The organism is Pedobacter polysacchareus, assembly GCF_019802255.1.
Taxonomy (GTDB): Bacteria; Bacteroidota; Bacteroidia; order Sphingobacteriales; family Sphingobacteriaceae; genus Pedobacter; species Pedobacter polysacchareus.
In genome coordinates this window covers 1-15,219 of the sequence record NZ_JAHYSS010000012.1, presented here as the reverse complement: position 1 = coordinate 15,219, position 15,219 = coordinate 1, and the positions used below count along the sequence as shown (strand labels likewise).

Below are 15,219 nucleotides of genomic sequence, written 5' to 3'. Positions count from 1 at the left end.
GTACGGTTCGGGGGCGGGTTAGCAGAAACTTACCACCGCAAGGTGGCAAAGCGCTGTTGGCCTAGCCTACTAAAGGAAATCGCTACACTGTGTGAAATTGATAAACCACTTAGTTCGCATATTGCTCGTCACACCTTTGCGACTACAGTCACGCTCTTAAATGGCGTTCCCATTGAAAGTGTATCAAAAATGCTGGGACATACTAATATCAGGACAACCCAAATTTATGCAAAAGTACTGGATATTAAAGTGGGTGCAGATATGGCCTTATTAAGAGATAAATACCAATAACAGGTTTCAAGGATAATTATTAAAGCCAAAAGCACGGTGTGTTTTTGGCTTTTCTGAGCAAAAGTTCTCCTTTTTGGACTAAAGGATATCTCTAGTCAATATAATCTTGATTTTCCTACAAACAGGGTTCAGCATAGCCTAATATTTCAGAATCTTCTAATTCCTTTAGATAATGGAAGTAATTTAGAGAGAATATGGTGATAGATGATAAGACATTATTTCATTTTAAGTTGACGTGATACTGATGAAAGAGTCTGGCTCTAGTATATCTTTTTTCAAACGCTTTCTTTTCCAAATCACTTAGCCTTGCCCTGGCTTGAACAGTCTTTGCCTTAACCGTTATTCCATTTGTCCTGTCGGCCAACAGACCTTCTTCATTCATTACAATCAGCCTTCCTTTTGTTCTGCTTAAAAGTTCGTCGATGATCGCGCCATTAGGCATGGTAGATTTCCAGCCTTTGGAAATGACATTATAATCTAAGGTAGCCATGGCTACCAAATCCGGACTAATCATCATTTCAAGTCCTAAACGTTTAGCAGTGCCGTTGTGGCTCAGGTGATGAGCAACTTTGTAGAATACGGTTCTATTTAGAAGATCTTCTGCCAATGTTTTCGCTGGCTTTCCTGTTGTTGACTCCAGTCTTTTTAAATCCAAGTCCCATTTAATGTTGTGCCAGCTCGCCCAACTTCCATACTCAGCATCCCCTGGAAAAAGCATAACCTTGTTGCTTTTGATAATTTCAATAGCCATTACTACACTTAAATTGTTAGTCATCGAGTTTACCCTTAGCGCCAAGCTTCCCGCTGACATGAGCCAGTCAAACTCAATATTGCGCCATTCGGAATCTTCATTGGTGTACATCTTATAATGTGGTTTCCAATCTAGACTCCTTTCCGAAACAAGATATTTTTGATCAAAGGGAGCCAGATCATCGCCAGGCTCCAGTGTACTGACGGCTGCTGCGAAAGCATCGCTTTTAAATAATTCTTTGTTATGTTTATAGCTTTCTCCCTCTCCTCCATTCTCTTTTTTTATGGACTCCCAAACCTTAGGCGGTCCTAGAATATAAATTCTGACACCAGTAAGCCCTTCGATTTGCTGTATAATTTCACCCGGCTCTAAAAAACGGACATTGCCCTGGGCGATCTGCTCTTTCACCACCCGCATTCCTATGAGGCTTCCTTTATACTCTTTGTCTATAGCCTGATATTGTAAACCCACTAAATCTTTTAATTTTTCAACAAAACTTTCCCTTGCTTCAGATAGTTGATTTCGATTGACATCAAAGTTGTAACTACTTTGAAAATCATAATCTTCGTTAAGTTCTTGAATCCTGTAAAGTGCGTTGGCCAATGCTATTTTCTTCTCGCCATATTTCTGGGTCCAATCCGCTACAACTGGATTGGAATCATCTTCAGTCCAGGCCATCCATATTTGCTTGACCGAAAAATCCTGAGTAAACAATTCCGGCCAGGCCTCGAAACCTGACACGTGATCATAATGTTCATGCGTGATAACTAAAAGATCAACAGAACCGCCGGTCCAGGCTTTCATATCTTCGATATAGTCTTTCACTCCCGCCTTTTCCCTGATCCAACATCCACAATCGATCATCATTTTAAATTTCACGGTTTCTTCGTTGTAAAACTTAAGTACAAAAAAATCTCCAGTACCCATTCGGTACATCCTAACTTCAGAACTGGTAATATTAGTAGTTGCTGGCATAATGATTAATGTTGGTGAAGAAATGCAAATGGTTCATTGAAACTGTTCTCAGCAAAATAGCCATTAGAATCCGTGACATTATAGTTTGCTGTAAACTGGTGAATAGCTTTTAACCTTGATAGGAGCAATTCGTGTTTACCCTGCTCAAGCTTTTTAATATCGATAAGGGGTTTTGATACCACATATTTAAGTATCAAATTATCCAAGTCGAAAATAATGGTACAACCACCTGTAAATTCTTGAAAATCAGATTTTTCAAATTCATTTGTCAAGTTGGCAGAAAATTTGCCCTCATTAAAATATCCCTTAACGGTTTGGATAATGGAGAAGACAACCTGATTGATGCTGTTGTTATCTGGGCCAATCCGGTTGACCAGGCGCAGGTTCTGAATTTTAAATTCAGGGCCTTTGTAATTTTTACGTTTTGATGCCTGAATACCCAAGGAGGCAAAGTCTTCCACAAAGACCAAACCAGTCAGTTTGGAGAATTCCTCTGAATATGGAAAATTTGTATTAATAATACGTTGTAGTCCATTGATCCGTTCCTCGCCTTCTCCAAATCTTCCACGCATGTAGTCATTGGTGATTTCCCATATTTTATCCCGACTACCCACAAAACGGAGTTCATTTGCAAATTTTCGTAAAAATTCTCCCAGTTTATCCACTATTGGGTTTAGTTCATTCAGATTGTTCTTTTCGATATTTTTATTATCCATTTTGCTGACACTAAAGTCAGATTTATTAAACTTTAAGTTTATTTCCTGATGCTGAAGGCTTTCTACACTAAGTGTTTTAATTCCAGATGGAAAAATGCCACGTCTGCGAAAGGCATCAATAAATGCCAGCCGGTAATCTTTGGAATCTTCTGTGACCAGTTCAAGGTCAGCTGTTATAATCGCTCTTAAAAAATCACCAAAGGTTATGTCAACCGGTGGGCAATAATCAATTGCACGGATACACATATTTAGTACGTGCCCCGCAGATTTGGACGCTTCATTTGCCAGACGATTCACTATATCAGGGTGAAGTTCTCCAGCTGGCAGGATTCCGGTACCATTGGTAGCAATCCGGAGTAGATCTTTGGTCCTGGATTTATAAATAGAAATGAAAGCTTCAAAGACTGTTGCTACTAAAATACTACCCCTGTCGTGTGGCTCAGTAATATTTCGATAATCCGCTGGATTCGCCGCTTTTGGTTTCCAGAAGTTTGTTACGCTATCAATTTCACCAATAGCATCCCTTAAACTTCCGTAGGAACCAATGGCTTGGCCAAATTGTTGGGCAAGCTTGCCCAGCATGTTTTCGCTTTTCAGGTCTCCTTTGGTCTGGGCAATTTGATGCTTGAGTACTTCTGGGAAGGTAAAGTGCTGAAAGAGTGCCACCAAATCCGCGAAGGCTTCATGAAAAGCCAAAACGTCGGGATTTGTCGGATTGTTATAATCTCTTTGCATACCATCCAAAATCGCATGGGTAATCTCATGGGCAATAATATCATGACTTAAACAGGTAAAAACCAATGAATTTGGCATCTGTAAGGTTTCTTCAGCTGGTGAGGCAGAAAAGTAACCAAAGAGCAGGGCTTTCTTTTGCGGACTGTAGTAAGCATTTGCATCGCGTAAGGCATGGGGATAAATCCGTAGGCATTTCACATATTCATTTTTCTTGTTTATGGAATACTGTTTATCTATGAGCGCGGATAGATCAATATCCCTGTTGGCCCAAAGTATTTTTCGACCAAGCGCTTTCTCGAAATTAGAAATCGTTGTCATGGCCACTGCATATACCATTTGCTGATGAAACTGTGGATTGCTTTCACTTGGTGCCAGCCCATCACAAGCAATGATATGTTTATGTTCTAAATCAACGGCCTGATAAAACATTTTGGTACTGGGGTCATAATCAATCACCTCCACGTATTCTCCTATTGGTCCCCTTACAAGAGGTTCCCACTTGATTTTATAGGTAAGGTCGTTGATAGCAGAAGTATCCATTTGCAAGGACAGGCTTGGATCAAAGGCATAACCCCTTAATCTCCTGATAAGTGGAAGCCGTTCTAGTTCGGCAGAGAGTTCGTTCATGAAAAGCGTATTAGTTTATTTTATTAGTTCCTTTCTCTTCCCTCTTTTCATCAAAAATTTCAAAAAAGCTCAACCAATCCCTGAATATAAACAAAATCATTTATTCAGTCATTGCTTGATTTAATGATTTTCTAGTTTTTCTTCCTAAGAGTTAGTATTCGTGGGGGCAGATATCACATTACTAAGAGAGAAATATCGCTAACCTCTACTTGAGAAAATACGAGGAAACCGATTTAAGAAACATATTAATATATAACTTTTTGGATAAGACTAAGGCTTTACCTGAATTATTTTTACTTTAGCGAAGCGCTGCCGACAGCTCCATGTCTTCTTTCAACCTCAATAGAATCAAAATCACAATCCGAAGAAATTTACGGTAATCGGCTTCCTGGTTCTTTAAGCTTCGGTTGTTCGTCCCATGCAGGTATTTGTTCCTTAGGTCATAGCCATTGCTAAATTCTTTTTTGTTTAGGTAATAGTTGATGTAATTGCATTCTTCCAACGTGAATAGTTGGTTACTAGTTAAGAGCAGGCCATCATTTACAAGCTGATCCATTTTTAACCTCAGGGCGAGCGGATGCCGCCAATAGTTCATGCTGCTGTTCTTGCGCAATAGACCTGCAATATAAACTAGTGTCAGATCAGCTATTTCGATAGTATCTTCATTGATGGTAAGAAAGCCCTCCTGCTGCAGGTGTAGGGCAAAGTCTTTCTGATAACTTTCGAGTGTGGAGAATAAAAGGCCTTCATTCCTTAAAATTTTGTAGAGGGTTTTAGCGGAACTTTTACCTTCAGCCCGGGCCAACATGCTGTAGGGTTCAAAGAAATAATATTGCAGCTTTTTGATCTCCGGATGATCCGAGCTAATATATTTGCCCGAAACCAGGCTGGGCACTTCACTAAGGTATCCGGGAGCAGAATCCATCTGCAAAAGCTCATGATTAATCTCACCCTCAGTCACGTAGCACCTATATTGCTTGAGTAGGTATTCCAATTCTGGTGCGAGCATCCTGATCTTATCACCTTGTGCAGCATCCGCCTGGGGCAGTTTGAATTCCAAATTGTCCATACCCTGCCGATCTTTGAAAAACAGTTGAAAGAAGCTTTCCAAAAAGCTTTCAATAGTTCTCTCTTTTTTCTTCAGGTAAACCTCAAACAGCTGGAGCTGGATGGTAGAAAGCATGTCTTTTCGGGAAAAGACGATTCCAGCATAGTATTCATTTTTTGAGCGCATAAGCGTTCTCTCGAAATTGTCCATTTCGCTGTCTTTATTGACCAGTTCGATGAGTTCCTCTTCATTGGTATACAGGAAAATATCACTGAAGATACTGAACAATTCGATGTCAGAATTAAGGGTATCAAAGTAGGCACCACCGTAGGTGATTTTGGTTGCTTTACCCGTACTTTCATAAAGTACAGGTTCAGTCTGCAGCATATTTAAACCTCCTTCCACAGAAATCACAGTGCTGCTTTCCTCGCTAAAGTACTTATCCTTTAAGGCCTCATCAGTCTGTTTAGCCTTAAGCAGGATTTTGGGCGTAAGTTTGAAGCTCTGGGATTTGCGGATCAGGTCAACGAAGTTTGGGTTGGGTTCTTCACTGTCCAGGTAGCGGACGATGATTTGTTGCTTGTCAAGGTCAGATAGGCTTTTGGGAAAATGGTATTCCACTGCGGTGTTGTCCTGCTTTTCTTCAAAATGGGACAACAGCAACTCTGCGCTATGCGCATCTTCCAATAGAATTGTACGGAGTTCATTGTTATAATGCTGTACGAGAGCCTTGACTTTTAGAATGTAACGGATATGAATAGGTTCGGCTTCAAGTATCTCCAAGATGATCGTACGGTCAAACTTTTTGTAAATCTCAAAGTAACTGAACAACTTCCAGAAGTTCTTTCGGTTGCTGAATTCCAATGTCCCGATTTCAGTCATCAGGTTTTCCCGCTGGAATCCAAGAAAGTATTTCTGAGCATGCCCTATGAATTGTTCTGTGGTTGCTTTGTAAGCCGACCTGGTCTCTTCAGTCCACTTGGGCAGAAAAAGGTCATGTTCAAAATGTTGCTTAATGTGCTGAAATTCCAGAAGTAGGTTCAAGTCAAGTTCTTCAGCGTTTGGTGGATCATTGAGCAGTGCTTCAGCTTTCTCCAGCATGTAGGGCCATGCGCCGTCGTTCTTTGAAAAGAATTCCACCCTGTCTTGGGCTGATCTCAATACTTTCATATTCCTGATAGTTTTGCGTCTGATAAAAATAAGTCATTTAGCCGTTTCGGAAAAAGGAGTTTCCAACAGGTTTATTGTTAGGAATTACTTTTTAAAAACCGATTTCGTCGACGGTTCTTGGCAATCTCTCGTACCGGTAATCAGTGGCATTCCGTACTTCGCTGGAGAAATTAATCCCTATCAGTTCGATATGCTTTTCTTCAATTTCGTAAGGGGTATAATATTTCTTAAGATGGATTTGCTCCATTGCAACTTCGGCACTACCATCCAGCTTCAGTTCGAGAATATACACATAATCGTCAAGATTCAGAATAATGTCTGCCCGTCCCGTTGCCTGAACTTCATCTCCCTTGACCTGGTTGCCGAATATAGAACGCAATACCATCAGCAACGGCACGTGATAAGACTTTTCATTCTTTTCAAACAGGAAGTAAGAAACACTACTAAACAACTGCTTAACATTGCTGATGAACTTTTTAATATCTCCTTCTTCCAAACTCTTTTTAATAGAGAATGAGCCTGCGCCAATTATCTTTTTAACTTCTTTCTCCAGATCTTCCCTGCTAAGCATGACGCCTAGCAATTCGTTTACCTGCATACGTTGCAGGGAATTCTCGCACATGCAGAAGTTTTCGCTTTTGTCCTTGAGTCGTTTGAGCAGGGAATATTTAAAGTAGAAGGGTCTTGTACTTTTGACGCACAACTTACAATAGCATGGTACCAGTTCTTCAAATTCCAACCCTTCATACAAGCTATTGATGTTGTTAAATGTTGAGCGGATACTGGCTAGGTAACCCTTTTTGTCCTCGCCCGAGACGCTGACCGTAATTTCTTTCTCTTCTTCATCCAGCCTGACCAGTGCTGCAGCACCGTAACTAAGGTCTCCCATTACAAGACCGCTCCTCCACATCAAACTATCTGAGATTTCCAGATGCCTTCTGACCATGAACTTCGGCAATACGGCTTTCGGTAGCAATGTGGAATATTTGAACTTGAAGTTCAGCGGCATTCTCATATTCATGTTGATATACGGTTCCTCTTTTTTGAGCAGGTCAGGTATCAGGTAATTACCTTTGTCGAATACGTAACACAATTCAAACTTTGTCATCAGGGCCATCAGAAAGGCGTATTTGCGGTGCGGGTATTTTACCGGATCAAGGATCTGGCCAAGGTCGGATAGACTGAATCGTCCAAAAGTCCCAGCAACGGTTTTAGAGTTAATGATCGCATAGAATGCTTCAGTCAACCAGGATGGATTAATTACATTGGTTTCATTGAGCTGTGCATCGGCAAAATAAGTGACCACGCCGAGTTCATTGAGCCAGCCGATCAATGTATCACGGTGATTCTCAAACACTCCGTGTTTATTACAAAGCTGCTCATACATATCGTAATGGATATAATCTTTCAGCAGTCTTCCTTTGCGCATGTCCTCAAGCTCTTCTTTCACGGCAAGCCAACTGTTGCTCCAGAGCGTCCGGGCATGCAGTATCCCGGAGATGGTATTTTTAAGTAGTTTCTGTACATCATCCAAACCCTCACCTGTTTTGCAAGAAATACGGGCATACCTACCCTTGAGATTATCGTATTTCGTGTCCAGGAAACGGATATTCTCACGATCTGAGGGGTGTTCATCTATCTTGTTGGTAACTATCATTACCGGGGAGTCCCCACCAAAGACCTTGATCATTTTCAGCCATTTTTCGGTATCAGTTTTTTCCCTGGCATTGAGTAGCAGAATATAAACACTGTTTTGGGTGAGAAACAACTGGTGGGTATGGTGCATAATATCCTGTCCACCGAAGTCCCATATCTTCATGGTGATACCAAGGTCCTGCATACATTCCGCGATGTTAATGCCATGGGTCTGGGACTGATTAGGATCAAATCCCTCTCCTTTCAGGTATTTCACAAACGAGGTCTTACCAGCCGCCCCTTCTCCGAGTATGATCACTTTAATTTCGTTGATGGCTCTTGAGCCGCCTTCCAGTGATTTCAGGTAATCCAGTATTGCGCTATTGTTCTGCCGTAAAAAGATGCTGGGTACGTTTTCTATAGGATTGTTATCAATACGATAACCTGAGTAAATGTCCCTAGTGATCTCCATAGCGGATTCGGACAACCAAGCAGGGAAGATGCTGATCTGGTTACCGGAGATATCCAGATACTCCAATTTACTAAGATTTTTGATGGCGTTAACATCTGATATACCAGTGGAACCTAGCAGAAGTGTTCGCAAGTTGACCAGTGATGAAAGGAAATGCAGGTCACTGAGTTTAGTTCCGGAGATATATAACTTCTGCAATCCAGTACACCGACTTAATGAGGCGGTGTCCAGAATCGAGGTATCTCGAAGACCGAGTTCTATTAGTGAGTTTAGCCCGACAAGTGGCGAAAGGTCTGGAATAACCAATCCGGTCATGTTCAGCGTTTTCAGTTTCTTCATATTTGCCAAGGCCCGTAAATCGGTTATTTGGTTATAAGAAATCCCTAGAGTTTCCATCATGTTGCAATTTTCCAGTCCAGTCAGATCTACAATATCGTTAATCACGAGATCAAGCGCAACCAACTGGTCCAGGTACCTGACCGAGCTGATGTCTGAGAGAGCGTTGTGGTATAGATTCAGAAAACGAAGGCCTCGGAGAACGGAAAGGGGCTCTATGTTCTTGATCTTATTGGTAGCTAGTTCCAGTATTTCCAGCTTCTGCAATCCGGCCAATTCAGGAAGTTCAGTAATGCGATTCTCTGACGCTTCCAGCGCGTTAAGCATCTTGAGATTTCGGAGAGGGCTCAGGTCATGTATGAAGTTTTTACTGATTCTAAGGACAGTTAATTTGTTTAAATGTGCAAGCGGTTCCAGATCGGAAATCTGATTAGTTTCCAGAACAAGGAAATCGAGGTTTACCAGGTTTTGCAAGACGCTGATGTCGCTCAACTTGTTATCACTCAAGTTAAGCGACATCAACTGATCAAGATTTTGAAGCACTCCGATGGATTCCAGAAAGTTTTTACTGGCTGAAAACTTTTCAAGTCTGCTGAGCTGTTCCAGTTCTTTGGGAAGCACTTCCATTTCCACGCCATTGATTACCAGTTCAACTATCATACCCTTCTTTTGCTCATATCCATTTTTGTGGGTATTCTTGATCTCAGTCAATTCAATGTTTAAGGCTTTTTCAATTGCAGCCAGTGCTGCCGCTTGCGAGGGTATTAATTCCATGATGGTGCTATTGTGGTTTATCTGGTTTCTATGACCAAAGATAAGATAGTTATTTCGTTGTTATTCCTGGTTAGTGTCGGTGCTGATGCGGTTAACCCATGTAAAATTACAATCGCGATTGGTCAGCTGGTTATTTTAATCGCCCTTCTAACTCTTGAATGTATTTACGTTGTATCACCAACAATTCCTCTTTATTATCAATCACTTGCTTTTGCAATTCAATCTTATCACTAAGAGTACGTAGAGCGGTTTTATACTCATTCTTTTCTGCAAGAATCAGCGATTTGATCGGTTCAATTTTATAGTAATACTCTAAAAGGTTCTCTTTTAGAAGCTCAGACAACTTAACTAATCTCGAAGCATAAATATCCTCCTGCGTTAAAACTTTTTCAAAGGCTGATTCAGACAGACCAATTGAAGCCCCAGCTTCTTTATTTGAAATGTTCTTACTTCTTAATTTTAATCTAAGGTATTCGCCGATTGAATTATTCATTTACAAATTTTCTTAAACGATATGGATAATCAATCATCAGCAGCCTCCATATTAAAATGGCATAACCATAATTATTTGGAGGTTATAGATATAATTCTTACATTTAACTAAACAACTATCTACATGAATAACAAATAGATAAGAGAAACAAATATTTTGTATTATTAAGAGTCTTGCGGCAAGCATTCTGAGGCCGTTAACGCAAGACAGTAGAAAACCCATAATCTATGTGTAGATATGCTATATTTGCGTATCCAGATAGATTTGGGATCTGCTGTAATTCCGTGTTAACATAAGGCCTCAGAAACTTTAATTGCCACGGTTGGCAGATCCCAAATGTATCAATCTCCAGCATTCAAGACTCATTTTAAAAGTTAAATCAATTAAAATGAGATCAATATGGAAATGCAACAATTATCGCCTCAGGGCATCGACTTTTTTCACCTCCCGCTGGAAAAAGGGACTGTAACACTCAGTCAAACAACTTTAGATGGATACTCTACATTCAGGAGAATCAAAACACCCTTCCGGTACATCAAACTAAGAAAAATTTCCTTTCATCGGGAGATCCTCACCATTGGAATTATCTTTGGCGAGGAGAAAGAAGAACTGGTGTATTTACAGGTTAAACCAACTGAGCTACTGGTCGGTTGCAGTGTGGATACCAGCGAAAACTTTCTCAGTCGTTATGCCTATTACGTCTTATATAATTTAATGGACAATAACGGTGAATGTGATTTTAAGGAATTTTACTGGCCGGATTTCTTTCATCCCAGAACCGGTAAAAGCAAATACCTTAACATCATCAACGACAGACGGGGATTGAACGTTATTTTAAAAGCGAAATATTCTTATTTCTATAAACCGGAGTTCGGACTTTACCATCCATTTAAAGAGACTGTAAGCCCCGCCCGCTTAAAGCGGTTCCCCAATACCCAAAGCATTATAAATATATCTGCCAGCAATGCTGTGATCGGCTATTGCTTCGCACACACCACTTTTGTTTCCTATCGCCCTAACCATTATCCATTTTCGATTCCTTACCTTGGAAACCTTGGCAGGAATAAAAAGGTCATAAAAAACTATGCTTATTTCATTACCGATGCCGAAACTTCGGCAGAACCAAATTACAGCCCAGTCCAAACCCAGCTCCATCCAATACTAGTAAAAATGAAGGTGCTAGCTGAGATAAGAAACGCGCAATTCAGCCATAGCAAGGCCGAAAAAGAGGAAATCCGGAATCACAATATGGAAAGAAGGGATCAGTTGTTCTATTTATGGCAAGAGGCATACCCTATGCTGCAATCACAATCCTACACCCATTATTTCATGACCTATGGCATGAAAAATCTAGCCCCCAAGCCATTTAAGAAGTACTTAATTCCCTGTGTATTTGCCAGAGAAATCCCTGTAATTTATTTTCAGTGGCTGGATAAAGGTGATTATTATGAATTAAAAATGCGCTTCCGCATTGGGAATACCACCTTAGTACCGGAGGCAGAAAGCCCTGTGTTTTTCCTCCGTAGTGCAAAAGAGCCCATGAAATTTTACCTGCTGGGTACTCTGGCAGATTACCAGCTCAGTGCATTTTTTGAAGCGCGCCATTTCAGTATTTGTGTACTTAAAGCACATTACAGCCAGCAGTTTCAGGATTTCATCAACCAGCTGGAAAGTTTGTATGAATTTAAAAAAGCGACTACCAAAGAACTGTCCAATTAAAACCCATAAAAACAATCACCATGCAAGAAATCCTAAGAAAGCTGGATTACCAGCCTGCACGTTTGTCCGATGATGAACTGCAATGTCCTGAAAATGTCCTCACTGAGTTCTTCGACAACACCCCTATTCACGAATGCAGGGATCTGGTCTGGGAACTATATAAAGGATGGACGTATCATACCGCAGAATACGACAGCAATCAGACGACCACTATGCTGTTGTTTTATACCCATCTGATTGGTTTCTTAAATGCCTCTTTTGTTCACATAGAAAAAGAACGTCTTGAAAGTACCAATTAAACCAAAGGATAGATCATTTTTAGCATCTGGCCTGTTAAAAGTGATCTTTTCAGTTATTAAACCATCTAAAAATCAAAGATTATGAACAAGCCCATCACTAAATACAGAATCAATGAGTATTTACACGCACTAAACATCATACAGTACCGGAAAGCCATGATTTTGCTACCGGAACTACTGGGGATTTCCATGAACACCTTTCACAATTACCGGAAGATCCTGCTGGAGGAAAGCAAGGACATTCCATACGAAAAAGTGGTACTTATGGAACAGCTCTTTGAACTTGAGCAGGGTACACTGGCCTACCAGAATCCAACTTCTGAAAGTCTGAAAGCACTGCACCTTGGTCAGTAGGCTACTTCCTTGTTTTCAGCCTACTGTCTTTTCCGTAAATCCCCCGCAAAACTGTGCAATGGCCAGAGCGGGCAAGGTGTTTTGCAGGCCACCCTCTTGCGCGGGGAAACACACCTGCAAAACATCTTATCTTAAATGGGTTTAAGGATTGTGCAAGGCACTTATCTGCTGTGCCCCATACCTTGCCCTTTACTTTTACTCTTTCTTTTTTTCCTTCTTAGCATTCCATCGTCTACCGGATCGGCTTGGTTTGGCACATAAACATCTGACAGCATTAAACTGAGTAGTCCCGCACCTGCCATTGTTCCAGCAACCAGCATATCCCCGAAACTCTGGAATAGCCCAACTGCAACGTCCTTGCTTAAATCTAAAATTACCCTGCCTGTTTCAGCCTCTTGCGGAGGCAGATCCCCTAAAGTCTGCATTTGCACCTTTTGGATAGCCGTTCCATTCTTCATGGTATTGGCATAAGTCAGGGTATCTTTCAAGCCTCTGTTAAACTCAAAAACATCATCAAACAAGCTTTCACCAGACTGCTTAAAGGCGGTACGATCGAACTGCCCCAGCTTCGCAGAATGTTCCTTATTTTTCCCTCTGGAGGTATTTTGCGGGCTTAATTTGATCCGGTTTGAAATGTCTTTTCGGCTGACGATGATTTGCAGGTGCATCTGACAACCCGCTTTACGTTCACCTGCTTGTTTTGTCCCTTCTTTCACTTCCTTATCCTTAAAGCCATAGTAGCGGTAGTTTTCCAGCTTACCAAACCACAATAGATCTTTGTGGCTGTCAATCCCAGCCCGTTTGAAGTTTCTGGCATATTCATCCATCACTTTAAGCCCAAAATCTTTCAGTTTGAGCTTTGCACCCTGCCCGCCATATCTGGCAAGCAGGTACGCCAGTTCCTTCTGGCTTGGATTGATGTTGATTAAGAAAAACTTGCTGTCATCACGGCAAAGTTTCGCAATATTCCGGTCTATCTTCATTCTGACTTCCTGCCTTCCGATTTCCTGACCTCCACCATTAAACCAGTTTTCCTGTACTGAAGCCAGTCCTTTTTCAGGTTGCAGGCGGTTTTCCTTTTCCAGATAGTTGACCAGTGCCCCGCTGCTTCCTTTGTTATCCCCTGATTCTGATGCAGTGATATTGATATACATAGGCTATATGTTTTTAAGTGACTCCCTTGCCAAACCTTGTAATTCTTCTTTTTTAGCGGAAGAATCCGTCCAGCCTAATGATTCCCGACTATTGATATATCTTTCCAGTATTTTACTGAACTTCGTTTTTAATACCGCCTTCTCATCCAGATTCGTCTGCGTTTTTACAATGGCTTTTTCAAGTAACATCATACCTGCTATAATTCTTCCGGTCTGGGTTTCATCGTTTACCGCATATTGGCTAAGTCCCTCTAAAAACTTGCTGTGTGTATTGGACAGCCCAAGCAACTTACCCGAATTTGAAAAAACAGGTAAAAGGAAATCACTTTCCAGCTTGCGGACAAAGGAAATAATCCGGCTAACTCCACTAGACAGCTCCTTTTTAAGCACCTCATCGTTCAAGTCTGTAGGGTCTTTCTTGCTTTTATGGAAATAGTCCACCATCTGCTCAAAAAACAGCTTTTTACTGCGTCCGAATTTCAAACTCAGGCTTTCCAGTTTTGCATCTACGGCCATTGGATAGCGGATAGATTTTATATTGAGGTCTTCCATAAGCTTAATCATTCTCCATTATTTCAATCATCAGCCTAATTTGTGTTCCATTTACAGGATGCCATGATGGCTTATATTCGATGTAGCCATAATCCGTTAAATCCTTTATATTCTTGTGGTAGGTGGCAATTGACTTGATCCTTGAGAAACGCATTAACTTCGGCCGGCTTACCTGAAAGGTTGATGCGGGATGCTCGCCATTACTGAAATAGAACAAGGCCATACACAAGCTGATATGGCTTGCAAACAAACGTTCATCCGAGGCAATACGCTCAAAGTATTTACTTAATGCGTGTTTATGTATATTCAGATAGTCCATATTATAGTTTTTCATGTGTTAGCCCTCCAATATTTTTACGATTGCTGATTTATCATAGTACATACTGCCCCCGATTTTACGATAAGGAAGCGTACCGCTGATGCGTAGATTCTGTAAAGTGCCACCTGATATTTTAAGCATCTTCCTGACTTCTGCACTCCTCAGCCATTCCTTACTATGGCTTTCTTTGTTCCCAGCCAGAAGGTCTTTGATATCCTGCATAAAATCAGTTTTAAACTGTTGCAGATCTTCCATTGTAATGATGTCCATTTTCATAATGTTTCTCCTGTTCCTGAATATTTACTGCTAAATTTGTTTGTTTTCATCTGGTATACTGCCGAGTATACCATTATAGTATCCTAATAGGTCTTAACCTACCCAAAGTATACACGGAGTATACTTTAGACCCCTACAGCGGTAGCGTGGGACTAGAAAGTAGGGCTTTGCCCAACTTCCGCTTGCTCCAATTTTTTTATTAAAATTGGACTTTTTGCATTTCGCTCTAATCTTCTTATTGCCATAATTATGTGCTCTGGAGTTATATTTCACTTCCGCAATTACCAGGTATTATTTTTGCGTTTATCTCTAGTAGTGATGAATTTAAATTACAAAAAGGCTAACTGGGAATCCGGTTAATTACTGTAACCATAGTTTTTGATAGGCTGTATATCCCGATATATGCTTATATAGATATGCACTTAGCCAGTTATACAGCCTACTAGCTATGTCTTGTCCTAAAAAGTCTTTACAGTTGGGATCTGTTACTACTATATGTTCTTTACAACAGATACTTAGTCCG

Annotated in this window: 13 protein-coding genes; 4 read left to right on the top strand and 9 right to left on the bottom strand. The window is 40.8% G+C overall.

Annotated features, from left to right (window positions below; genetic code table 11):
- Positions 1-291, top strand: a 291-nt coding sequence (locus K7X70_RS24270) for a tyrosine-type recombinase/integrase (protein WP_222539246.1), incomplete at its 5' end; no start/stop codon positions are given.
- A gap of 220 nt (positions 292-511) precedes the next feature.
- On the opposite strand, the gene K7X70_RS24265 is transcribed toward K7X70_RS24270, so the two are convergent.
- The 5 genes from K7X70_RS24265 to K7X70_RS24245 form a co-directional block, all read right to left on the bottom strand.
- Positions 512-2,017, bottom strand: a complete 1,506-nt coding sequence (locus K7X70_RS24265) for an MBL fold metallo-hydrolase (RefSeq protein WP_222539512.1) — start codon at positions 2,015-2,017, stop codon at positions 512-514.
- Positions 2,018-2,022: 5 nt separating this feature from the next.
- Positions 2,023-4,095, bottom strand: coding sequence for a gluzincin family metallopeptidase (locus K7X70_RS24260; protein ID WP_222539511.1), 2,073 nt, complete (start codon positions 4,093-4,095; stop codon positions 2,023-2,025).
- A gap of 298 nt (positions 4,096-4,393) precedes the next feature.
- A complete protein-coding gene (locus tag K7X70_RS24255; protein ID WP_222539510.1) occupies positions 4,394-6,313 on the bottom strand; it encodes a hypothetical protein in 1,920 nt (639 codons plus the stop codon).
- A 91-nt stretch (positions 6,314-6,404) separates the two neighbouring features.
- Positions 6,405-9,530, bottom strand: coding sequence for a leucine-rich repeat domain-containing protein (locus K7X70_RS24250; protein ID WP_222539509.1), 3,126 nt, complete (start codon positions 9,528-9,530; stop codon positions 6,405-6,407).
- Between the two features lie 130 nt (positions 9,531-9,660).
- A complete protein-coding gene (locus K7X70_RS24245) occupies positions 9,661-10,023 on the bottom strand; it encodes a hypothetical protein (protein WP_222539508.1) in 363 nt (120 codons plus the stop codon).
- 399 nt (positions 10,024-10,422) lie between these two features.
- Here K7X70_RS24245 and K7X70_RS24240 point away from each other — a divergent pair, with 399 nt between their 5' ends.
- The 3 genes from K7X70_RS24240 (at position 10,423) to K7X70_RS24230 (ending at position 12,395) form a co-directional block, all read left to right on the top strand.
- Positions 10,423-11,742 carry a hypothetical protein gene (locus K7X70_RS24240; protein WP_222539507.1) on the top strand — a complete coding sequence of 440 codons (1,320 nt, stop codon included), beginning with the start codon at positions 10,423-10,425 and terminating at the stop codon, positions 11,740-11,742.
- A 20-nt stretch (positions 11,743-11,762) separates the two neighbouring features.
- Entirely contained in the window at positions 11,763-12,041 is a 279-nt protein-coding gene (locus K7X70_RS24235; RefSeq protein ID WP_222539506.1) for a hypothetical protein, read from the top strand.
- An 81-nt stretch (positions 12,042-12,122) separates the two neighbouring features.
- Positions 12,123-12,395: a hypothetical protein gene (locus K7X70_RS24230; protein WP_222539505.1), complete on the top strand. Its 273-nt coding sequence runs from the start codon at positions 12,123-12,125 to the stop codon at positions 12,393-12,395.
- A gap of 161 nt (positions 12,396-12,556) precedes the next feature.
- Here the strand turns inward: K7X70_RS24230 and K7X70_RS24225 are convergent, their stop codons facing one another.
- The 4 genes from K7X70_RS24225 to K7X70_RS24210 are packed head-to-tail and all read right to left on the bottom strand — an operon-like array spanning position 12,557 to position 14,690.
- The gene (locus K7X70_RS24225) at positions 12,557-13,549 is read right to left on the bottom strand and encodes a DUF5712 family protein (protein WP_222539504.1); all 993 of its coding nucleotides are present in this window, start codon (positions 13,547-13,549) and stop codon (positions 12,557-12,559) included.
- A gap of 3 nt (positions 13,550-13,552) precedes the next feature.
- Positions 13,553-14,113, bottom strand: coding sequence for a BfmA/BtgA family mobilization protein (locus K7X70_RS24220; RefSeq protein WP_222539503.1), 561 nt, complete (start codon positions 14,111-14,113; stop codon positions 13,553-13,555).
- On the bottom strand, positions 14,106-14,435 hold the full coding sequence (locus K7X70_RS24215; RefSeq protein ID WP_222539502.1) for a hypothetical protein: 330 nt from the start codon (positions 14,433-14,435) through the stop codon (positions 14,106-14,108). Before K7X70_RS24215 ends, K7X70_RS24220 begins: the two co-directional genes overlap by 8 nt.
- A 3-nt stretch (positions 14,436-14,438) precedes the next feature.
- Complete coding sequence (locus K7X70_RS24210; RefSeq protein ID WP_368388884.1) at positions 14,439-14,690, bottom strand: helix-turn-helix domain-containing protein; 252 nt, start codon at positions 14,688-14,690, stop codon at positions 14,439-14,441.
- Positions 14,691-15,219: the final 529 nt, after the last annotated feature.

Bases quoted from the DNA above. Each gene is read 5' to 3' on its own strand.
- K7X70_RS24245 (WP_222539508.1), bottom strand. From the start codon at position 10,023: ATGAATAATTCAATCGGCGAATACCTTAGATTAAAATTAAGAAGTAAG.
- K7X70_RS24250 (WP_222539509.1), bottom strand. From the start codon at position 9,530: ATGGAATTAATACCCTCGCAAGCGGCAGCACTGGCTGCAATTGAAAAA.
- K7X70_RS24210 (WP_368388884.1), bottom strand. From the start codon at position 14,690: ATGGACATCATTACAATGGAAGATCTGCAACAGTTTAAAACTGATTTT.
- K7X70_RS24235 (WP_222539506.1), top strand. From the start codon at position 11,763: ATGCAAGAAATCCTAAGAAAGCTGGATTACCAGCCTGCACGTTTGTCC.
- K7X70_RS24240 (WP_222539507.1), top strand. From the start codon at position 10,423: ATGGAAATGCAACAATTATCGCCTCAGGGCATCGACTTTTTTCACCTC.
- K7X70_RS24215 (WP_222539502.1), bottom strand. From the start codon at position 14,435: ATGAAAAACTATAATATGGACTATCTGAATATACATAAACACGCATTA.
- K7X70_RS24255 (WP_222539510.1), bottom strand. From the start codon at position 6,313: ATGAAAGTATTGAGATCAGCCCAAGACAGGGTGGAATTCTTTTCAAAG.
- K7X70_RS24230 (WP_222539505.1), top strand. From the start codon at position 12,123: ATGAACAAGCCCATCACTAAATACAGAATCAATGAGTATTTACACGCA.
- K7X70_RS24265 (WP_222539512.1), bottom strand. From the start codon at position 2,017: ATGCCAGCAACTACTAATATTACCAGTTCTGAAGTTAGGATGTACCGA.
- K7X70_RS24220 (WP_222539503.1), bottom strand. From the start codon at position 14,113: ATGATTAAGCTTATGGAAGACCTCAATATAAAATCTATCCGCTATCCA.
- K7X70_RS24225 (WP_222539504.1), bottom strand. From the start codon at position 13,549: ATGTATATCAATATCACTGCATCAGAATCAGGGGATAACAAAGGAAGC.
- K7X70_RS24260 (WP_222539511.1), bottom strand. From the start codon at position 4,095: ATGAACGAACTCTCTGCCGAACTAGAACGGCTTCCACTTATCAGGAGA.